Origin of the sequence: Pseudomonas sp. Leaf58, from assembly GCF_003627215.1 — a bacterium.
GTDB lineage: Bacteria > Pseudomonadota > Gammaproteobacteria > Pseudomonadales > Pseudomonadaceae > Aquipseudomonas.
Genome location: NZ_CP032677.1, coordinates 2,489,585 through 2,509,241, shown reverse-complemented (window position 1 = coordinate 2,509,241; position 19,657 = coordinate 2,489,585). Strand labels below are relative to the sequence as shown.

Annotated in this window: 17 protein-coding genes; 9 read left to right on the top strand and 8 right to left on the bottom strand. The window is 62.3% G+C overall.

Annotated features, from left to right (window positions below; all coding sequences use genetic code 11):
- Positions 1-143: 143 nt before the first annotated feature.
- Positions 144-830: a type 1 glutamine amidotransferase domain-containing protein gene (locus tag DV532_RS11675; RefSeq protein ID WP_056796782.1), complete on the top strand. Its 687-nt coding sequence runs from the start codon at positions 144-146 to the stop codon at positions 828-830.
- A 133-nt stretch (positions 831-963) separates the two neighbouring features.
- A complete protein-coding gene (locus tag DV532_RS11670) occupies positions 964-1,773 on the top strand; it encodes a CSS-motif domain-containing protein (RefSeq protein WP_056796779.1) in 810 nt (269 codons plus the stop codon).
- Between the two features lie 19 nt (positions 1,774-1,792).
- Here the strand turns inward: DV532_RS11670 and hppD are convergent, their stop codons facing one another.
- A complete protein-coding gene (hppD, locus tag DV532_RS11665; protein ID WP_056796776.1) occupies positions 1,793-2,869 on the bottom strand; it encodes a 4-hydroxyphenylpyruvate dioxygenase in 1,077 nt (358 codons plus the stop codon).
- 295 nt (positions 2,870-3,164) lie between these two features.
- On the opposite strand from hppD, the gene DV532_RS11660 reads away from it, so the two are divergent.
- Positions 3,165-4,751 carry an EAL domain-containing protein gene (locus tag DV532_RS11660; protein ID WP_056796774.1) on the top strand — a complete coding sequence of 529 codons (1,587 nt, stop codon included), beginning with the start codon at positions 3,165-3,167 and terminating at the stop codon, positions 4,749-4,751.
- Positions 4,752-4,783: 32 nt separating this feature from the next.
- Positions 4,784-5,671, top strand: a complete 888-nt coding sequence (rarD, locus tag DV532_RS11655) for an EamA family transporter RarD (protein WP_056796770.1) — start codon at positions 4,784-4,786, stop codon at positions 5,669-5,671.
- Here the strand turns inward: rarD and DV532_RS11650 are convergent.
- The gene (locus tag DV532_RS11650; RefSeq protein ID WP_056796767.1) at positions 5,634-7,205 is read right to left on the bottom strand and encodes a TerC family protein; all 1,572 of its coding nucleotides are present in this window, start codon (positions 7,203-7,205) and stop codon (positions 5,634-5,636) included. The two genes, rarD and DV532_RS11650, sit on opposite strands and share 38 nt — an antisense overlap.
- Before the next feature lie 312 nt (positions 7,206-7,517).
- Here DV532_RS11650 and DV532_RS11645 point away from each other — a divergent pair, with 312 nt between their 5' ends.
- A complete protein-coding gene (locus DV532_RS11645) occupies positions 7,518-8,099 on the top strand; it encodes a LysE family translocator (protein WP_056796765.1) in 582 nt (193 codons plus the stop codon).
- Between the two features lie 5 nt (positions 8,100-8,104).
- Here the strand turns inward: DV532_RS11645 and DV532_RS11640 are convergent, their stop codons facing one another.
- Together DV532_RS11640 and DV532_RS11635 are read right to left on the bottom strand one after the other, a co-directional pair.
- Positions 8,105-8,887: an AraC family transcriptional regulator gene (locus tag DV532_RS11640; RefSeq protein ID WP_056796762.1), complete on the bottom strand. Its 783-nt coding sequence runs from the start codon at positions 8,885-8,887 to the stop codon at positions 8,105-8,107.
- A gap of 78 nt (positions 8,888-8,965) precedes the next feature.
- Positions 8,966-10,120, bottom strand: a complete 1,155-nt coding sequence (locus tag DV532_RS11635) for a hypothetical protein (RefSeq protein WP_056796760.1) — start codon at positions 10,118-10,120, stop codon at positions 8,966-8,968.
- Between the two features lie 320 nt (positions 10,121-10,440).
- Here DV532_RS11635 and DV532_RS11630 point away from each other — a divergent pair, with 320 nt between their 5' ends.
- From DV532_RS11630 to DV532_RS11620, 3 genes are all read left to right on the top strand, one after another.
- Positions 10,441-12,060, top strand: a complete 1,620-nt coding sequence (locus DV532_RS11630; RefSeq protein ID WP_056796758.1) for an NADP-dependent glyceraldehyde-3-phosphate dehydrogenase — start codon at positions 10,441-10,443, stop codon at positions 12,058-12,060.
- 110 nt (positions 12,061-12,170) lie between these two features.
- Positions 12,171-12,638, top strand: coding sequence for a VOC family protein (locus tag DV532_RS11625; RefSeq protein WP_056796755.1), 468 nt, complete (start codon positions 12,171-12,173; stop codon positions 12,636-12,638).
- 64 nt (positions 12,639-12,702) lie between these two features.
- The gene (locus DV532_RS11620) at positions 12,703-13,884 is read left to right on the top strand and encodes a hypothetical protein (RefSeq protein ID WP_056796752.1); all 1,182 of its coding nucleotides are present in this window, start codon (positions 12,703-12,705) and stop codon (positions 13,882-13,884) included.
- Positions 13,885-13,989: 105 nt separating this feature from the next.
- Here the strand turns inward: DV532_RS11620 and ilvA are convergent, their stop codons facing one another.
- From ilvA to DV532_RS11600, 4 genes are all read right to left on the bottom strand, one after another.
- Positions 13,990-15,549, bottom strand: a complete 1,560-nt coding sequence (gene ilvA, locus DV532_RS11615; protein WP_082476761.1) for a threonine ammonia-lyase, biosynthetic — start codon at positions 15,547-15,549, stop codon at positions 13,990-13,992.
- A gap of 180 nt (positions 15,550-15,729) precedes the next feature.
- Positions 15,730-16,161, bottom strand: a complete 432-nt coding sequence (locus DV532_RS11610; RefSeq protein WP_056796748.1) for a PACE efflux transporter — start codon at positions 16,159-16,161, stop codon at positions 15,730-15,732.
- 42 nt (positions 16,162-16,203) lie between these two features.
- Positions 16,204-17,502 carry an ATP-binding protein gene (locus DV532_RS11605; RefSeq protein WP_056796745.1) on the bottom strand — a complete coding sequence of 433 codons (1,299 nt, stop codon included), beginning with the start codon at positions 17,500-17,502 and terminating at the stop codon, positions 16,204-16,206.
- Positions 17,503-17,508: 6 nt separating this feature from the next.
- Positions 17,509-18,210, bottom strand: coding sequence for a response regulator transcription factor (locus DV532_RS11600; RefSeq protein ID WP_056796743.1), 702 nt, complete (start codon positions 18,208-18,210; stop codon positions 17,509-17,511).
- A gap of 271 nt (positions 18,211-18,481) precedes the next feature.
- Between DV532_RS11600 and DV532_RS11595 the strand changes: the two genes are divergently transcribed.
- Positions 18,482-19,657: an efflux RND transporter periplasmic adaptor subunit gene (locus DV532_RS11595; RefSeq protein ID WP_056796740.1), complete on the top strand. Its 1,176-nt coding sequence runs from the start codon at positions 18,482-18,484 to the stop codon at positions 19,655-19,657.

Below are 19,657 nucleotides of genomic sequence, written 5' to 3'. Positions count from 1 at the left end.
GCCACCAGCGCCTATGGATTGGATTCACGTTAGCACAGCACGCGCCACACCATGGCGCACTTGCAGGTGGCAGCTATGCTGATTAGGTTTTCCCTCGGGCCAGGGAGCAACGGCCCATTCAGGTTGCCGACGGGAGCGTGGTCATGAGCAAGAAAATGCTGGTGGTGCTGACTAATACGGCCAAGTATCCGACCCTCAAGCGGGCGACCGGGTTGTGGCTGGGAGAAGCCGTGCACTTTGTGGAGAAAGTCGAACACGCCGGCTATACGGTGGATTATGTCAGCCCACTGGGCGGCTACGTCCCCGTCGACCCGCACAGCCTGCAAATGGCCCCCGACCTGGATTGGCAATGGTATGACGACAAGCGCTTCATGACGCGCCTGGGTAGCACCTTAAGCCCCGGCCAGGTGAAGGCCGAAGAGTACAGCGTTATCTACTACACCGGCGGCCACGGGGTGATGTACGACTTCGCCGATAACCAGGCCCTGCAGGAGCTGGCACGCCGGGTGTATGAGAACAAGGGCATTGTCGCGGCGGTGTGCCACGGTGTTGTCGGCCTGCTGAACATCAAGCTCAGTGATAATAGCCTGCTGTTGAAGGACCGCCAGGTGACCGGCTTTTCCAATACCGAGGAAAAACTGGCCGAACTGGACAAGGTGGTCCCCTTCCTGACGGAAAACGAGCTGGGCGCCCGCGGTGGGAGCTATAGCAAGCATGATGACCCGTGGCAGCCGTACGTGGTGACCGATGATCGGCTGATCACCGGGCAAAACCCCGCCTCCACGGCTGCGCTAGCCGAGAAAGTGCTCGCAAAACTAAAAGGTCGGTAGATGCCTATGCCGGTGATTCCGTTTTCCCAACCGGCACACTGCACTCGGCCTACAGCCGGGTGATCTTTGAGTAAATAGGCTCAGGGTTGCGCTGTTCACCACGAGCAGCTTCGGACCGGAGATCAATTGGCCTATGTCAAAATTCACGCACGCCGGGCGCAGCTTGCTGGAACTGCTGCTGCTCCTTGCGATGGGGCTGGTACCCGTGTGTACCGGGTTACTGGTGATGTTTTTCCAACTGGAAAAGAAACTCGCAGAAAACGCCAGCGTCTCGGTCAAAGAGGCCGTGTTCAGTGTTGACCAGGCGCTGGACCGGCTACATGAGGCCGCCCTTCTGGCGCTGCCTTTGGCAGGCAAACCTTGTAGCGAGGTCATGAGCACCCTGCACAAACAGGTGGCCAGCTACTCCATGATAAGGTCGCTGTCTCTCGTCGAGGGTAACCAGGCCTACTGCAGCAGCACCCCTGACTCATTGCCGCAGCTGACGGCCTTTGCCATGTCCGGCAACCGCGTCGAACTAGCCAACGCCCCAAGTGCAGCGCCCCCTAAACTGCTGATCAACTATTACCTGCCTAGCAATGAACAAGCCGTAATCCTGACCGCCCATGCCACACAGCTACGCAACGAATTGAATGCTTTCCAAGACGGTTTGACGTTGCTGCTGGAATTTGACGACCGTTACCTCTGGAGCCACGGGGACAGCCGCGACGAGCAGCGCCCGTCACAGTCCGAGTTTCCTGAAAGTGCGCTTTCGGCCAAGTATGGGTATCAGGTCAAGGGCGGCTACGCTGAAGGCTACACCGCCCGGGAGGCCCGCCAATCGATGCTGCAGACCCTTCCGTCACTGATGCTGGTGGGAATAATGACCAGCTCGATTGGCTATATGGCCCTGTTCAGGACCCGTGCCAGCAAAAGGCGTAGCACCGCCGCCGACAGTGCATGACGGCGGCACCCAGGGGGCGTCAGTCGGTGCTCAGCACACCGCGGCGCACCTGGTCGCGTTCGATAGATTCGAACAGAGCCTTGAAGTTGCCTTCGCCAAAGCCATCGTCACCCTTGCGCTGGATGAACTCGAAGAACACCGGGCCAAGCAGGGTTTCCGAGAAAATCTGCAGCAGCAGGCGCTTGTCATCGGGCTGCGAGGAACCGTCAAGCAGAATGCCGCGTGCTTTCAGTTGGTCTACCGGCTCGCCGTGACCAGGCAAACGCTCTTCGAGCATTTCGTAGTAGGTTTGTGGCGGTGCAGTCATGAAGCGCATGCCAAAACCTTTCAAGGCATCCCAAGTCTTGAGCAGGTCATCGGTCATGAACGCCACGTGCTGGATGCCTTCGCCGTTGAACTGCATCAGGAACTCTTCGATCTGCCCGGACCCCTTGGACGATTCTTCGTTCAGCGGGATACGGATCATGCCGTCGGGTGCGGTCATGGCGCGCGAGGTCAGGCCGGTGTACTCACCCTTGATGTCGAAGTAGCGGATTTCGCGGAAGTTGAACAACTTCTCGTAGAAACCCGCCCAGTACGACATGCGCCCGCGGTATACGTTGTGGGTCAGGTGATCGATGATCTTCAGGCCGGCACCTACCGGGTGGCGGTCTACGCCTTCGATGAACTTGAAGTCGATATCGTAGATCGAGCTGCCTTCTTCGAAGCGGTCGATCAGGTACAGCGGCGCACCACCGATACCCTTGATCGCTGGCAGGCGCAGCTCCATTGGACCGGTTTCGATTTCTACCGGCTGGGCGCCCAGTTCCAGGGCGCGAGCATAGGCTTCATGGGCATTGCGCACGCGGAACGCCATGCCACACACCGACGGGCCGTGCTCGGCAGCGAAGTAAGAGGCGATGCTCTTGGGTTCGTTGTTCAGGATCAGGTTGATGTCGCCCTGGCGATACAGGTGCACATCCTTGGAGCGGTGGGTGGCCACCTTGGTGAAGCCCAGCATCTGGAATACTGGCTCGAGTACGCCAGGGGTTGGCGAAGCCAGTTCGATGAACTCAAAGCCCATCAGGCCCATTGGATTGTCGAAGATATCAGCCATGTTAGTGTTCTCATCTGCAGCGAAAAATTATTGATTGCGTGGGATGTGGAACAAAAACGGCGGTGCACAGGGGATGCCCCGCACGCTGCGGGCGAGGAAGTCACCAATGATCAGCTTGAACCCATGGTATGTCATATGGACACATTCTCGGCGGGCTTGACCCTTCGGATTTGAAGGACCTTATTGTTGTATTCGTAAACCGATTCTACATTGCGTAAAATGGTTTGTCGCGTTTTAGTTGCTTGCGCATGGCGGCAACCGGCTATCCTCTCGTTACCTTCATATAGAGGTCAGCATGCCCCTTACCGTCAAACGCCCGGCCAGCTTGAGCTGGCGCACCCTGCTGCCGTGGCTAGTCGGTGTACTGCCCGTGGCGTTTGGCCTGGGCGTGATGAACTGGCAGATCGAGCGCGAAATGCAGGCCAGCAGCCAGGCCACCAGCCGCCAAGTGGTGGAGCATGTCGAGCGTATACTCGACAACCTGTCCAGCGCTGCCAACGCCTTGCTGCCACTTGCCGGCAGCCCCTGCGAACCGGCCCAGCTCACGCTGCGCGCCCAGGTCACACGCAACGCCTTCGTGCGTTCGACCAACCTGTTCAAAGCTAACCAGCTGTATTGCTCCTCGCTGTTCGGCGCCTTCGACGAACCGGTCAAGCCCAGCGACTACGCCGACGGCAAGCTGTGGCTGATGGAAGGCAACTCGGTTACCCCCGGCCACCCGCTGCTGGTGTACCGAGCCAGCGACGGTGACCGCGGCGCGATCAGCACGGTTGATGGCGACCACCTGCTGACGGCACTGCGCTTGATTGGCCCCGACGAAGACCTGCAGATCCGCGTGGGCGATGCCTGGATGGGCAAAGATGGCATCGTGCACCCAGGCGTGCCACCCGCCGCCACCCATGCCAATGTGCTGCTGGGTTCGACGCGTTACCCGTTCAGTGTGCATGGCGGCTACAGCGCCAACCAGCAGGGCCGGCTGTGGCGCAGCCACTACCCCGCCCTATTCGGCTTGCTGCTGGTGCTGGGCGCGGTGGCCGCGCTGATGTGCCGCTGGCAGATCCGCCGCGCCACCTCGCCCCGTGCTGAACTGCGCCGGGCCTTGCAAGCCGATGAGTTTCTGCCGTATTTCCAGCCGGTGGTGCGCAAGGGCGATTACCGTTGGGCCGGTGCCGAAGTGCTGATGCGCTGGAACCACCCACAGGAAGGACTGGTAAGGCCCGACCTGTTCATTCCCTACGCCGAACACAGCGGGCAGATCGTCGCCATGACCCGTGCGCTGATGACACACACCGCGCAAAGCCTGGCGCCATATGCCGGGCTGTTGGAGGACGGTTTCCATATCGGCGTCAACATCACTGCCGACCACTGCCGCGACTTCAGCCTGCTGGACGACTGCCGCACCTTCCTCCAGCACTTCCCGCCGGGCCGAGTGCTGCTGACCTTGGAGCTGACCGAGCGCAAGCTGATCGAAGCTACCCCAGTGGCCTTGGAACTGTTTGAAAAGCTCGACGCCATGGGTGTGAAGATTGCCCTCGACGACTTCGGCACCGGCCAGTCCAGCCTCAACTACCTGCGCCAGTTCAAGGTCGACTACTTGAAAATCGACCAGAGCTTCGTGGCCATGATCGGTGGCGACGCGCTGTCGCTGCATATCCTCGAGACCATCATCGAACTGTCGGCCAAGCTGGGCCTGGGCATCGTTGCCGAAGGCGTGGAAACCGAAGCCCAGCGCGACTACCTGGCCCGCCACGGGGTGGACTTCCAACAGGGTTACCTGTTCGCCAGGCCCATGCCGGCCGCCCAATTCCTCGAAGCGCTGGCCGCTCGCCCAGGCGCATCGCGGTTGCCGCAAGCCGCGCCCCCTGAGATCATGCGCGGCTGATCCAACCGCTCAACTCCTTATTCGAGGCATTCGTGTCAAAAGGCATTCTTTCGTCGGTCATGGCGTCCTGTCTGTTCGCCGTGATGTACTTCTACACCTCCCTGCTTACGCCACTCGATGGCGAAGAGATTTTTGGCTGGCGTACCCTGTTGACGCTGCCCTGCCTGACCCTGTTCATGCTTGTCTCGAAGGATTGGAAACGGGTGGGCGAGCTGCTCGCCAGAGTAAAACGCACGCCGCTGCTGTTGCTGGGCATGCTCGGCACATCGTGGCTGATGGGTGTGCAGTTGTGGCTATTCCTCTGGGCGCCCCTGCACGGGCGCAGCCTGGAAGTGTCGATGGGTTACTTCCTATTGCCGCTTGCCATGGTACTGACCGGGCGACTGGTGTATGGCGAGCGCCTGTCACGCCTGCAGAAGGTAGCCGTGGCCTGCGCCGCGCTGGGTGTAGGCCACGAGCTGTACCAGCATGGTCGTTTTGCCTGGGAAACCATGGTGGTGACGATCGGCTACCCGATCTATTTCGTGTTGCGCCGGCGCTGCCGCACCGACCACCTCGGTGGCCTGTGGTGCGACATGTGCCTGCTGTTGCCATGGGCGTTGTATTTCGTGATCCAGGGCCCGCTTTCTACCGCCGACCTACAAGCACACCCGGGGCTGTATGCGTTGATCCCGATCCTTGGGGCGATCAGCGCCTCGGCCCTGATCGCCTACGTGCTGGCCAGCCGCTTGCTGCAGTTCAGCTTGTTCGGCCTGCTCAGCTACGTCGAACCGGTGCTGCTGGTGGGGGTAGCGCTGCTGCTGGGCGAAACCATCGGCCCAGATCAGTGGCTTACCTACCTCCCCATCTGGGCCGCAGTGCTGGTGCTGGTGCTTGAGGGTTTCAAGCACCTGTTGCGTCAGCGTCGCCGCTCGGTGTAAGCCGAACCTGGCGCACCCGGCGTTCTTCCACCGCCTCCACGGTCAGCGTCCAGCCATTCCAGGCCAGGCGATCACCCACCATCGGCAGGCGGTCGAGCAGGCTCATCACCAGGCCCGCAAGGGTCTGGTAGTCCTCGGTAGCGCGGGCACAGAAGCCAGTACGCGCTTGCACTTGGCTCAGGTTCACGGCACCGCTGACCACAAAACCGTCACCTTCCTCGACGATGCCCGGGCCTTCAACCTCGCTGGCATCCGGCAGTTCACCGGCAATCGACTCGAGGATGTCGGTCATGGTTAACAGGCCGGTGAAATCACCGAACTCGTTGACCACGAAGGCAATGTGGGTCGACTGGCTACGCATCTGCTCCAACGCGTTAAGAATGCTGAAGCTCTCGAGCAGGTTCAACGGCACCCGGGCCATGCTCTCCAAGTCGGGCTCGTTGCCCGCCAACAGCTCCTTGAGCAGTTCTTTCTTGTGCACGAAGCCCAATGGCTCGTCCACGCGGCCATCGCGGATCAACGGCAAGCGTGAGTACGGCGAATTGGCCAGGGCTTGGGCAATGGCCTCTGCCGGCTGCGCCAAGTCGATTACATCAACTTCGGTGCGCGCGGTCATCACCGTGCGGATCGGCCGTTCGGCCAGGTTTAGCACGCCACTGATCATCACCCGCTCGCGGCGGTCGAACAGCACCTGTTCCTCACCGCCTTCGACCAGGTCGGCAATTTCTTCACCCACCTCGTCGGCCTCGACCCGGCGCCCACCCAGCAGGCGCAACACAGCATGGGCGGTGCGCTCACGCAGCGGCCGGTGCTGTTGCAGGCTGCGCTTGCGGCGGGCACGGGCCAGTTGGTTGAACAGCTCGATCAGGATCGAGAAACCGATGGCCGCGTACAGGTAACCTTTCGGGATATGGAAGCCCAGGCCTTCGGCGGTCAGGCTGAAGCCGATCATCATCAGGAAGCCCAGGCACAGCATGATCACCGTGGGGTGGGCGTTGACGAAGCGCGTCAGCGGCTTGCTGGCGACGATCATGATGCCGATCGAGAAGACCACTGCAATCATCATCACCGACAAATGTTCAACCATGCCCACCGCAGTAATCACCGCGTCCAGCGAGAACACTGCGTCCAACACCACGATTTGCGCCACGATCGGCCAGAACGCAGCATGGCGCACAGCGCCGCTGGCCTGGGTCACATGGCCCTCCAGGCGCTCATGCAGCTCCATGGTGGCCTTGAACAGCAGGAACACACCACCGAACAGCATGATTAGGTCACGGCCAGAGAAGCTCTTGTCGAACACCTCGAACAGCGGCGCGGTCAGGGTGACCATCCATGAAATACTCGCCAACAGGCCCAGACGCATGATCAACGCCAGGCTCAGGCCAATCACCCGCGCGCGGTCGCGCTGATGCGGCGGTAGCTTGTCGGCAAGAATGGCAATGAACACCAGGTTGTCGATACCCAGCACCAGCTCAAGGACGATAAGCGTCAACAGGCCTAGCCAGGCCGTGGGATCGGCTAGCCATTCCATTAGCGGGTACTCAGGAAGGAGGCGTCACGAGGACGAGGGAAGGATGGCCAGGAAGGCCGAAGACTGGGGGGCTCCGCGAAGGTGCTCATATAAACCTGATAGCAAATTGGGAATACGATCCTACAAGTACAGCTGGTTTCTCTGATAGCGCAAAACTATTACAAAACCTGTAACAAGCCGTTCAGCGCTAGGCATCGCCTTTCGCGCGACCAGGCCGCTGCAACAGCAAAATGCTTTGGGTACTTTTCTTCAATACCCTGAGCTATCGGTGTTGGACGATGGTGGCCTCCAACCACTAAACGGATCCCCATCATGAGCCTGTCCCTGTCCATGGCCGCTTTTGCATTGGCCGCTTCGATCTCCCCCGGCCCGGTCAACATCGTCGCGCTAGGCAGCGGCGCCCGCCATGGCCTGCGTGCCAGCCTGGCGCATGTGGCTGGCGCCACGCTGGGCTTCTGCCTGCTGCTGGTGCTGGTCGGGCTGGGCCTGCATCAACTGCTGCTGCGCTGGCCCTTGCTGGGCCTGCTGTTGCACTGGGGCGGCGTGGCGTTTCTGCTGTACATGGCGTGGAAGCTGGCCAGCGACGACGGGCAACTGGGCAGCGCACATCCCACTCAGGCCCCTTCGGCCTGGCACGGCGCTGCAATGCAATGGCTCAACCCCAAGGCATGGCTAGCGGCGGTGGCCGGGGTTGGCGCCTACACCGGCGGTGAGCAGCAGCTACTGTGGCTGTTTACCTGGATCTACGGGCCGATCTGTTTCATTTCGGTCGCCAGTTGGGCGTGGGCCGGCAGCGTGATTCGGCGGTACCTGGGCAACCCACGGCACATGCGCCTGCTAAATCGGGGCTTGGCCGTATTGCTGGTGGCCAGTGCGGTTTACCTGGTCCTTTGAGGCCTTCACTCAGCGGCATCGCGATAATGCCCCGGCGTCGCCGCCAAGTGCTGTTTAAAGGCCCGTTGCAGGTGCGCTTGGTCGGCAAACCCGGCCTCCTGCGCAACGTCGGCAATGGCTCTGCCCTGGCGCAGCTGCGCCCTGGCCAGTTGCACGCGCTGGTCAAGCAGGTAGCCATGCGGCGTCAGGCCAAAGCGTTGGCGGAAGGCACGAATCAGGTAGGAGCGCGACAAGCCACAGGCGGCACAAATGTCTGCCAGGCTCAGCGGGTCGCTACGATGGGCGCGTATGAAGGCTGCGGCGGCGTCCAACCGCGGGTTGCCCTGGTCATTCGCGCTGGCGTCACCGCCAAGCAGGCCGGGCAGTGCAGCAAACAGCGCAGCCAGCCGGCCTTCCCGATCGGCCACGCTGGCGTCGAACAGGTCGGCAAAGGCCTGCAACAATCGCCGGTACAACGCAGGCGAGGTACTCCAGGCCTGGGCCGGCAAAGCAAACCCCCGCGCCTGCAACCAGGGCAAATCGACGAATAGCATCAGGTAGGACCAAGGCTCCCCCGCGATGGGGTTGCAGGTATGCACAACGCCTGGGTTCATCAGCACCGTGGTACCCGCCGCCACCTCGATGTGTTGCTCACCACTGAGGTAGGTGCTGCGCCCACCGGTGATCACCCCGATGGAAAAACTCTCGTGGGAATGCGCGGCGTAGCAGACTTGGCGCCCATCCCCCACCCGCCTGGCTTCGACGAACGGCAACCCAGGGTCGCGCCAAAACCGTGATACCTCGATCATTCCCTACCCCATTGGCCGCCGCAGTGCGCCGGATACTACACGCTTATAGCGCGAACATATCCAACCTCCTGGCACCGCTCAATTGCACATAACCCTTTCCACGGTGGGCGGTGACTGCAGGTTGGCGTAACGGCCGCGTAGGGTTGCCACAAACGGCTCAGCCGCTGCGCTGCCCCCGTAAAGATAAATCTTGTGCAAGCCGCCAAACACCATTTCGTGGTAGCGGCTGGCAACTTCCTCCGCACTCGGGCCGTCTGGCAGCCCTAGGTGCAGTGTAAGTTTGTCGCCTTCCACCGCGAACATTGGCGTGTCCCAAAGAAACTTCGCCGTACCCGTGCTAGGCAAGCGGACAAACAGATAAGCATGGTTGCCCAGCGAATCGATATCGCCACCGCGGCGGCGTTTCCATTTCAGCAAACCGTCATCGGGGCGCGCCAGGCACAGGCCGATGTCGTAATAATCAAAGCCATGCTCCAGCGCCCATTCCAAGGCCATGAAGGTGGTGATCGAATTCACCTCGCGCAACGTGCGTGCATCGGCAAATACCGCTTCACAATAACCGAAACGCAAGGTGCTCCAATAACGCTTGCCAGCGCGCACCACTTCGCAGCCCAAGTGGCAGCCGATCACCTCATCGCCCAAGGTGATCAAGTCGAGCCGCCCCACGTGTTTGGCTATGCGAAATACATCCTCGGTGGGGAACTGCGCGGCATGAACACCCTGCCTGGCGCTGGCATAGGGGCGCAGCAGGTCGCGGTCCGCCATGGCGATCTCATCGTCCGAGAGGGCCTGGCGCATCTGGTACAGCGGGCGGTTCTTGCGGATGCTGCGGCGCAACTCGCTGTCGTAGCGTGCCGTGATGTCCTCCAGCGCGCGCCCTAGCGGCACCACGGCGCTGAGGTAATGCGGCACCGACAATGCCCCCGACGTCGGCATTTCGCTAACCACCACTACGTGGTCGGCCGCCGCCGTCGCGCGGGCACTGTCAATAATTGCAGCGCTGGCCTGGCCTTTGCCGGCAATCAGCAGCTTGGCCATTTCCCGCTGTTGCTTCCTGCCGATATACAAAAATTCGTAGGGGCTTTCCTGCTGCAGCCGAAACCTGGCAACTTCCCAGCGCCAGAAACAGGCACGCGCCAGTACTTCACGCACCTGGCTGGCCAGCAGCCTCAATGTATAGCGCTGGGAAGGTGATATGAATTTCCGGGCAATTGCCGTCAAGGTCGCTTTCATGTCTTCCTCTACGCCCTTTGAAGTGCTCAATGGTCTATCGAAAAAGGACAACGGCTCAGCAAGAGCAACAACTTCTCGCGCACATCGAGCAACAATCTAAGGGACGCACCACGGCCTTAGCAAGTGGCACTTTGATTGCAAATTTGTACCGCTTGTTGAATTTTCGTGAAGTTTAATGGCGTCAAAATCGTTGTGGCAACCGAAAGGCACGGGTGGCCAGGATAGGCCAGACTGGTGTTTTTCCGGCGGCCGGTGCATGCTCGTAGCTGAAGCGATTCACCTGGCTTGAAACCCGCCCCGCAATGTGAGGTGCAGTACCCATGGACCGTCTGCTCGATTCACTCTTCCCCAGCGCCGACAACATCCCTGAAACCTGGCGCCTGGAAGCCCCCCTGGAACAACGCGATTACCTGGTGAACGGCGAGCTCAGGCGCTGGGACGGCCCCTTGGCCACGGTGCGCAGCCCGGTTTGGCTCAAGGAAGGCAACGAAGAACGCCAAGTGCTGCTGGGCAGCGCCCCGCTGCTCGATGCCGACACCGCGCTCAGCGCCCTCGATGCTGCCGTGCAGGCCTACGACAAAGGCCGCGGCGCCTGGCCGAACATGCGCGTGGCCGAGCGCATCCAGCATGTCGAAACCTTCCTGGCGCGCATGCGTGAGCAGCGCCAGGCCGTGGTCAAGCTGCTGATGTGGGAGATCGGCAAGAACCTCAAGGACTCGGAAAAGGAATTCGACCGCACCTGCGACTACATCGTCGACACCATCAACGCGCTCAAGGACCTCGACCGCCGCTCCAGCCGCTTCGAGCTGGAACAGGGCACGCTGGGCCAGATCCGTCGTGCCCCGTTGGGCGTTGCGCTGTGCATGGGTCCGTACAACTACCCGCTCAATGAAACCTTCACCACGCTGATCCCGGCGCTGATCATGGGCAACACCGTGGTGTTCAAGCCGGCCAAGTTCGGCGTGCTGCTGATTCGCCCATTGCTCGAAGCGTTCCGTGACAGCTTCCCGCCGGGCGTGATCAACGTCATCTATGGCCGTGGCCGGGAAACAGTGAGCGCGCTGATGGCCAGCGGCAAGGTCGATGTGTTCGCCTTCATCGGTACGCACAAGGCTGCCAGCGACCTGAAAAAACTGCACCCGCGCCCGCACCGCCTGCGTGCCGCACTGGGGCTGGATGCCAAAAACCCAGGTATCGTGCTGCCCCAGGTAGACCTCGACAACGCCGTCGAAGAGGCGGTCACCGGTGCCCTGTCGTTCAATGGCCAGCGCTGCACGGCGCTGAAGATCCTGTTCGTCCACGAGGACGTGGTGGACGCCTTCCTCGACAAGTTCCAGCACAAGCTGGCCGCGCTCAAACCCGGCATGCCGTGGGAACCTGGCGTGGCACTGACCCCGCTGCCGGAGCCCGGCAAAGTCGACTACCTCAATGGCCTGGTCGCCGATGCCACGGGTAAAGGCGCACGCGTGCTCAACGAAGGTGGCGGGCATAGCCGCGGGTCGTTCTTCTACCCGGCCTTGCTGTACCCGGTGAATCAACACATGCGCGTGTACCACGAAGAGCAGTTCGGCCCACTGGTGCCGGTGGTGCCGTACCGCGATCTGCAGACCGTGATCGATTATGTCCTGGACTCCGACTACGGCCAGCAACTGAGCCTGTTCGGCAATGACCCGGCGACCATCGGCAGCCTGGTCGATATCTTCGCCAACCAGGTCGGGCGCATCAACATCAACGCGCAATGCCAGCGTGGCCCCGACACCTACCCGTTCAACGGCCGCAAGAACAGCGCCGAAGGCACCCTGTCGGTACATGACGCCCTGCGTGTGTTCTCGATTCGCACGCTGGTTGCAACGCGCTTTCAGGAGGCCAACAAAGAACTGATCAGCGAGATCATTCGCAACCGGCAGTCCAGCTTCCTGACCACCGACTACATCTTCTGACTGCGCGCTTATAGAGAATCGATCTAGAACAATTGTCGATTTTCCATCTGTGCAAACGACTCTAAACAAAAGGGCGCCCCCCGGCGCCCTCTTCAACAGGAGAGTCGAACATGGCAGTCAAACCCATTCCCGAAGGCCAGCGCAGCATCACCCCCTACTTGGCCATCAACGACGCGGCCAAGGCCATCGAGTTCTATAAGAAGGCCTTTGGTGCGGTCGAGATGTTCCGCCTCGATGCCCCAGGCGGTCGCGTCGGCCATGCCGAACTGAAGATTGGTGACTCGTCGCTGATGCTCGGTGACCCCTGCGACATGGAGGGCGGCCTGACCGCCAGCCAGAAACTCACCGGCGCGGGCGTGGGCCTGCACCTGTATGTCGAGGACTGCGACAAGGTCTACGCCCAAGCCATTGCCAGTGGCGCTACCCCGCTGCACCCACTGACAGACCAGTTCTACGGTGACCGCAGCGGCACCCTGAAAGACCCGTTCGGCAACATCTGGTTCGTGTCCACCCACAAGGAAGAGCTGACCCCCGACGAGATTCGCGCCCGCGCGGCCAAGATGTTCGCTGGTAACTGAGCGGCAAAGTTGAAAGCGGCGCGACTTTGCTTGAAGCTTGGGGCTCGTAGCTGGGAGCTGCTTCATGCGAATCATCGACAAAACCGCCGCACAGGTCCGTAGCCTGACCCCCGCAGAAGAAGCGCTGCTGGTCGGCTTTGCCACCGGCAGCCTCGCTGGCCCGCGCCTGCTACAGGCCAACCAGTTACTGATGAAAGTGCGCAACGCCAACCAGTGGTTGGCCTGCGACTGCCGCAACGATGCCTTGCCGGTGCTCAATGTCACCCTCAACGGCAGCACCGGCACGCTGTTCCTCAAGAACAACCCGGGTACCGCCGAGCACGCGCCCAACTGCCCGTTCACCAAGGACGAACGGGAACCGACCGAGCGCGAAAACGCCCCCACGCCACCCGCCGCCTGGCTGCCGCCCGACACCCCGTTGCGCCTGATCGGAGACTTTCGCAGCGGCACCGCCAATACCGGCGGCGATGGTAGCGAGCGGCGCGACCAACAGCACCTGCTGTCACTGCTGCTGACCTGGATCGAAACCAGCGGCCTCAACCTGTATGCCACGCACCTGAAAAAGGACCTGACCGGGCAGTTTGCCGAACTGCGCAGCGTGGCCGGCCGCTACCCGCTGCTGGAACGGGTGCCCGCCAGCAACTACCTGGAAACCCGTCTGGACATGAAGCACATGATGATGCTCAAGTCCCGCCTGCGTGAAGCCTCGGTGTTCGGCAACCACCGCCGTCACGGCCTTTTGCTGGACTGCGTAGACCAGATCAAAGGGCGCAAACTGTTCAACAACCGCAGTGAAGACGGCTTCGACTTCCAGGGGCACCACCTGTATTGGGGCGGCAACCGCACCGCCGGGCCGCTGCTGGCACTGATGATCTACTCACCGACCAGCGCCGGCAGCCATTACTACGAACTGATCCATGTGGCCAGCGTACCGGTGCTGTCACGTACCCACCTGTTCCCGGTGTACCGCGATGAAGAACGCGAGCCGCTCAAGGCCTTGGTGTCGCTGATTGACTGGATGGCCGGCAAGGGCGTGAAAGTGCAGATGCGCCGCCCGGTGATCGGCGGCCAGGTGATGGATGAGCTGGTGATGACCTCGGACCAGGACCGGGTGTTGTCGGTATCCCTGCTGGAGCAACCGATCGGGCCCGAGCCGGATACCGAGAACTTCAAGCGTTACGCCGACTTCAAGAGCCTGGAAACCTTCCGCAAATTCGTCGCCGGTTTCTTCATGCGTGAACGCTGAGGGCCACGCTGTACGTGTAGGAGCGGGTTTACCCGCGAACACCGGCAGAGCCGGTGCCATCCACGCCGAGGCCTGCTTCCCGGGCAAGCCCGCTGCTATTCTGGGTCAGCCGAGAAACAGCTTGTACGCGGGGTTGTCGGTCTCATCCCAATACCGGTAGCCCATTTCATCGAGCGCCAACGGCAACCCCGCCACCTCATCCCCCGGCACTTCCAGCGCTGCAAACACCCTGGCCTCCGCCGCACCATGGTTGCGGTAATGGAACAGGCTGATGTTCCAGCGCTTGCCCAGGCGCTCCAGAAAGCCCAGCAAGGCCCCCGGGCGTTCCGGGAACTCGAAGCGCAGCACCCGCTCATCAGCCCCAGGCGCCGCATGGCCACCGACGGTATGGCGCACGTGCAGCTTGGCCAGCTCGTTGTCGGTCAGGTCCAGCACGCTGTAGCCCTGCTCGCGCAGGCTGGCCAGCAACTGCTCGCGCGGGTCGTGCAGCGGGTGGGTCTGCACCCCCACGAACAAGCGCGCCTCCTTGCCGGGATAGTAGCGGTAGTTGAACTCGGTGATCTGTCGCTTGCCCAGTGCCTGGCAGAAGGCGCGAAAGCTGCCCGGTTGTTCCGGGATGGTGACGGCGATGATCGCCTCGCGCTGCTCGCCCAGTTCGGCGCGCTCGGCCACATGGCGCAGGCGGTCGAAGTTGACGTTGGCCCCGGAGTCGATGGCCACCAGGGTTTGCCCCTGTACGCCGTCGCGCGCCACGTATTTCTTGATCCCGGCCACGGCCAGGGCCCCAGATGGCTCGGTGATCGACCGGGTGTCGTCATAGATGTCCTTGATCGCCGCGCACAGCTCGTCGCTGCTCACCGTTACCACCTCATCGACGAAGTGCCGGCACAGCTCGAAACAATGAGCGCCAATCTGCGCCACCGCCACACCATCGGCGAAGGTGCCGACTTGCGGCAGGATCACCCGCTCGCCCGCGGCCAGGGCAGCCTGCAGGCAGTTGGAATCTTCCGGCTCGACGCCGATTACCTTCACCTCAGGGCGCAGGTACTTTACGTAGGCGGCGATGCCGGCGATCAGCCCGCCACCGCCCACCGGCACGAAGATGGCGTCCAGCGCACCTGGGCGCTGGCGGAGGATTTCCATGGCCACGGTGCCCTGCCCGGCGATCACATCTGGGTCGTCGAACGGTGGCACGAAGGTGGCGCCTTCGCTATCGGCCAGTTTCAGTGCATGGGCCAAGGCATGGGGGAAGCTCTCACCGTGCAGCACCACATGGCCACCGCGCGAACGCACCCCTTCCACCTTCAGCGACGGCGTGGTGGTGGGCATGACGATGGTCGCCTTCAGGCCAAGGTGCGAGGCCGCCAGCGCTACACCTTGGGCATGGTTGCCCGCCGATGCGGTGATGACCCCGCGTTCGCGCTGCACGGTGCTTAGGCGCGACAGACGGGTGTAGGCTCCGCGGATCTTGAACGAAAAAGTAGGTTGCAGGTCCTCGCGCTTGAGTAAAACCTGGTTGCCCAGGCTGGCCGACAACGCAGGCGCAGCTTGCAGGGGCGTTTCGATGGCCAGGTCATACACCGGGGCGGCAAGAATACGCCGCACCTGCTCCGACAGCAGTTGCTGGGGGGGTACGGTAGAACGAGGGCTGACGAAACTGGTCATCGATGACTCCTTGGCTGTGTTCACGTTGCCCAGGAGTCAGAGAGAAAAAACCCGCCTCCAGGGCGGGTTCGGTGCACGTACGCGCTAGCCCGCCAAGCTGATAATGGCGGTAATAATAATGGCGTTGACGTGCGGGAAAGTATTCATGTGGGGCAACTTAGCCGGTAGTGCAGCACAAAGTCAACACTTTGCCTGCTGCGCCGAAAGCGGCACATCGAACACCTTGTCGAAGCCCCACTGGAAGACAAACGCGTAAACGAAGAAGAACACGAACAATGCCAGGTTGGTCAGCAGCGCCGCCCACAAACTGACACCCAGCCAGTAGGCCACCAGCGGCAGCAGGATCAGCACCAGGCCGCCCTCGAAGCCCAGGGCATGCAGCAGGCGCCGGGCGAAGGTGCGCTCACGCAGGTGCTGGCGCGCCTCCCAGCGTTCGAACAGCCAGTTGTAGCCCATGTTCCAGCTCATCGCGATACCCGACATTAGCACCGACAGCACGGTCGACTGCGCCATGCCAGCGCCAAACGCCAGCTCCAGCGCGGGCGCCACGCAGGCCACGGCGATGGCTTCGTAAAGTATGGCCTGGACGATCTTGCGCGCCTTGCCTTGCATGTTCTGCTCCCTGGGTAAACGACCTGTAAAACTACAAGCCCATCAACCTGCTGGCAACCGTATTCGGAACTGCGCCCCACCCAGTGCCGACTGTGCCACGGTCAAGGTACCGCCCTGCCCCTCGATCGCCCGCCGGCTGATTGCCAGCCCCAGGCCAAACCCGCCGGTATTGCGGTCACGGCTACGGTCCAGGCGGTAGAACGGTTGGAAGATTCGCTCGCGCTCCTCCACCGGAATGCCAATCCCGTCATCCTCCACCGTCAACAGGCAAGCGCCGTCCTCGTCCAGGCGCAAGCGCAGCAACAGGCTTTCATCGCAATAGCGCATGGCATTGCGCACCAGGTTCTGCACTGCCCGCGCCGTCAGCCGCGGGTCCAGCACAAAGCGCGGTAACGCACCCTCGGCCCGCACCTCCCACTGGATCCCGCGGCCATCGAGCTCTTCGGCAAAACCGCCAAGCACGCTGTCGACCAGCTCCAGCAACGACACCTCGACCCGCTCGCGGGCCTGGTCGGCGTTGTACAGCCGGCTGTAGGACAACAGCTCGAGCACCAGCTCATCCAGCTCGCGCACATGCCCCACCAACTCCAGCAGGCGTTTGCGGCTGGCCGCTGGCACTTCGTCGAACAGCAGCACCAGGCCAAAATCCAACCGGGTCAGCGGCGTGCGCAACTCGTGCGACACCGCATTGAGCAGCTCACGCTGCTGGTTGACGTGGCGTTCCAGGTCACTGGCCATGGTGTCGAACACCCCGGCCAGCTCACCAATGTTGGAGTGCGGCGAAATGTGCGTACGCTCGGCCATCTGCCCTAGGCCCAGGCGCCGGGCGGTTTCCTTGAGGCGCTCCAGGTCGCGCCAGTGCGGCCATACCCACAGCAGCAGGCAGCCGAGCATGGCCGCCCCGATCAGCACGGTCACGCCCCATGACAGCACATTGATGTCCACCGGGTCTGGTGGTGAGTGCAGGCTTACTAGCCATTGCTTGTCCAGCGGCGCCAGCACGGTCTCGTAGTAGCCCCATTCGGCAATGCGCACGGCATGCAGGCCGTGCTCCAGGCGGGCCTGCTCCTCCTTGCTCAAGTCGGCCTGGTCCATACGCAGCAGTTGCAGTTGCAGCGGCGCGAAATCACTGGCCAGTTCTTGCGCCACCGCCGGCCACTGCTCGCGCGGGGCCTGGCGGAACTGGCGCACGATCAGCGACTGTACGCCTTTGGCCTGGTCCAGGTTGTAGGCCATGAAGCGGTCCTGGAACAGGCCGACGATGGTATCGGGGATGAACAGCAGGGCACCGGCATAGGCGACGATGATGACCAGGTACAGCCGCACCAGGATCTTGAGCATGGCCGCTCAGCACTCCCACTCGACACGGCTGAACAGGTAACCCTTGCCCCACACGGTCTTGATCTTGCGAGCTTCGCCGGCGTTATCGTCGAACTTGCGCCGCAACTTGGAAATGGCCACGTCCACCGAACGGTCGGTGCCGTTGAACTCGATCCCCCGCAGCTGCTGCAAGATGCGATCACGGTTGAGCACCTCGCCGGCATTGCGCGCCAGCACCACCAGCAGGTTGTACTCGCCGCTGGACAACTCCACCTCTTCGCCGCGCCAGCTCACCGTGCGCTCGGCCAGGTCGATGCGCAGGCCACCGATCAGGATCAGGTCGTGGTCCAGGCGCGGCTCGTTGACGCTGCTACGGCGTAGCAGGGTGCGCACGCGGGCCAGCAACACGCGCGGCTCGCAGGGTTTGGTCACATAGTCATCAGCGCCCATTTCCAAGCCAAGCACCTGGTCATGACTGTCGTCGCGGGCGGTCAGCATCAGGATCGGCAGGCTTTGCGATTCCTGGCGCAGCAGGCGGCACAGCTGCAAGCCATCGATGCCCGGCAACATCAGGTCGAGGATGACCAGGTCGGGCTTTTGCCGGTGGTACTCGTCCAGCACATGATCACCACGGGCGATGACCTGGACATGGAAGTCGTTGCGTTGCAGGTAGCTGGCGATCAACTCGGACAGGGCGCTGTCGTCTTCGACCAGTAAAATATTCGGCATAGGCGCTTGGCAGTCTAGGATGTGGTAGACCTCACTGGCCTCTTCGCGGGCTTGCCCGCTCCCACCGGTACAGCACAGGTTTCAAATGCTGTGGGGTCCTGTGAGAGCGGGCAAGCCCACGAAGAGGCCGGTACAGGAACACTCAGGATATAGAACACTACAACGCCACAGGATTGTTCTTCACACTTTTTCACACTCGCCCTACAGGTATTAACAGCCACCCAAGGAACGCCTGCCGTAGCATATAGGCGGTCATCATCGGAAGATCCGTATGTCTACTACCCTTTCCCCGCGCCTGCGCCCAGTGGCGCTCGTGGCATTTCTGAGCCTGTCCCTGGCAGGCTGCGGCGACAACGCCGAGCAAGACGAACAGGCCCCCACCCCGCAAGTGCGGGTAGAAACCCTGCAGTTGCAGCCACAGGCCATCAGCAGCGAACTCAGCGGCCGCATTCTCGCGCCACGTACCGCCGAAGTGCGTGCGCGTGTTGCGGGTGTGGTGCTCAAGCGGGTGTACCGCGAAGGCAGCGACGTCAAGCAGGGCGATGTGCTGTTCCTGATCGACCCGGCACCGTTCAAGGCCGACCACGACAGCGCCCGCGCCAGCCTGGCCAAGGCCCAGGCCACCCTGTACCAGGCGCGCCTGCAAGAGCAGCGCTACCGCGAGCTGGTGGACGACAAGGCCGTCAGCCGCCAGGAATACGACAACGCTAAGGCCAGCTTCCTGCAGGCCGATGCCGAAGTAGCTGCCGCCAAGGCCGCGCTGGAGCGCGCGCGCCTTAACCTGAGCTACGCCACCGTAACGGCGCCGATTGCCGGCCGTATCGGCCGCGCCCAGGTTACCGAAGGGGCGCTGGTGGGGCAGAACGAGACCACCCCGTTGGCGACCATCCAGCAGTTGGACCCGATTCATGCCGATGTCACCCAGTCCACTCGTGAACTCAACAACCTGCGCCGTGCCCTGCGTGCTGGCGAGCTACAGCAGGTTGGCGACGGCCAGGCCCGTGCCACGCTGATCCAGGACGATGGCAGCGCCTACCCGCTGGCGGGCAAGCTGCTGTTCTCCGACATCAGCGTCGACCCCAGCACCAACCAGATCACCCTGCGCAGCGAGTTCCCCAACCCAGACCTCGACCTGCTGCCCGGCAGCTATGTGCGCGTACGCCTGGAGCAGGCCGTGCAGCCCCAAGGCCTGAGCGTGCCGCAGCGCGCCATCCTGCGCGACAGCGCGGGTGTGCCCAAGGTGCTGGTGGTCGACCCGCAAGCCCGGGTCAGCGACCGCCAAGTGGTCCTGGGCAGCGCCCAGGGCGACCGCTGGATCGTCAGCGAAGGCTTGGCCCCCGGCGAGCGCGTGGTGGTCGAGGGCCTGCAACACGTCAAGGCAGGTGACCGGGTGCAGGTCGACAACGCATCAGAAGCACCGCCCATCGCACAGCACACCGGCCAGTGA

Excerpts from the sequence above, each read along its gene's own strand:
- DV532_RS11675 (WP_056796782.1), top strand. The coding sequence starts at position 144 with ATGAGCAAGAAAATGCTGGTGGTGCTGACTAATACGGCCAAGTATCCG.
- DV532_RS11670 (WP_056796779.1), top strand. The coding sequence starts at position 964 with ATGTCAAAATTCACGCACGCCGGGCGCAGCTTGCTGGAACTGCTGCTG.
- hppD (WP_056796776.1), bottom strand. The coding sequence starts at position 2,869 with ATGGCTGATATCTTCGACAATCCAATGGGCCTGATGGGCTTTGAGTTC.
- DV532_RS11660 (WP_056796774.1), top strand. The coding sequence starts at position 3,165 with ATGCCCCTTACCGTCAAACGCCCGGCCAGCTTGAGCTGGCGCACCCTG.
- DV532_RS11650 (WP_056796767.1), bottom strand. The coding sequence starts at position 7,205 with ATGGAATGGCTAGCCGATCCCACGGCCTGGCTAGGCCTGTTGACGCTT.
- DV532_RS11645 (WP_056796765.1), top strand. The coding sequence starts at position 7,518 with ATGAGCCTGTCCCTGTCCATGGCCGCTTTTGCATTGGCCGCTTCGATC.
- DV532_RS11640 (WP_056796762.1), bottom strand. The coding sequence starts at position 8,887 with ATGATCGAGGTATCACGGTTTTGGCGCGACCCTGGGTTGCCGTTCGTC.
- DV532_RS11635 (WP_056796760.1), bottom strand. The coding sequence starts at position 10,120 with ATGAAAGCGACCTTGACGGCAATTGCCCGGAAATTCATATCACCTTCC.
- DV532_RS11630 (WP_056796758.1), top strand. The coding sequence starts at position 10,441 with ATGGACCGTCTGCTCGATTCACTCTTCCCCAGCGCCGACAACATCCCT.
- DV532_RS11625 (WP_056796755.1), top strand. The coding sequence starts at position 12,171 with ATGGCAGTCAAACCCATTCCCGAAGGCCAGCGCAGCATCACCCCCTAC.
- DV532_RS11620 (WP_056796752.1), top strand. The coding sequence starts at position 12,703 with ATGCGAATCATCGACAAAACCGCCGCACAGGTCCGTAGCCTGACCCCC.
- ilvA (WP_082476761.1), bottom strand. The coding sequence starts at position 15,549 with ATGACCAGTTTCGTCAGCCCTCGTTCTACCGTACCCCCCCAGCAACTG.
- DV532_RS11610 (WP_056796748.1), bottom strand. The coding sequence starts at position 16,161 with ATGCAAGGCAAGGCGCGCAAGATCGTCCAGGCCATACTTTACGAAGCC.
- DV532_RS11605 (WP_056796745.1), bottom strand. The coding sequence starts at position 17,502 with ATGCTCAAGATCCTGGTGCGGCTGTACCTGGTCATCATCGTCGCCTAT.
- DV532_RS11600 (WP_056796743.1), bottom strand. The coding sequence starts at position 18,210 with ATGCCGAATATTTTACTGGTCGAAGACGACAGCGCCCTGTCCGAGTTG.
- DV532_RS11595 (WP_056796740.1), top strand. The coding sequence starts at position 18,482 with ATGTCTACTACCCTTTCCCCGCGCCTGCGCCCAGTGGCGCTCGTGGCA.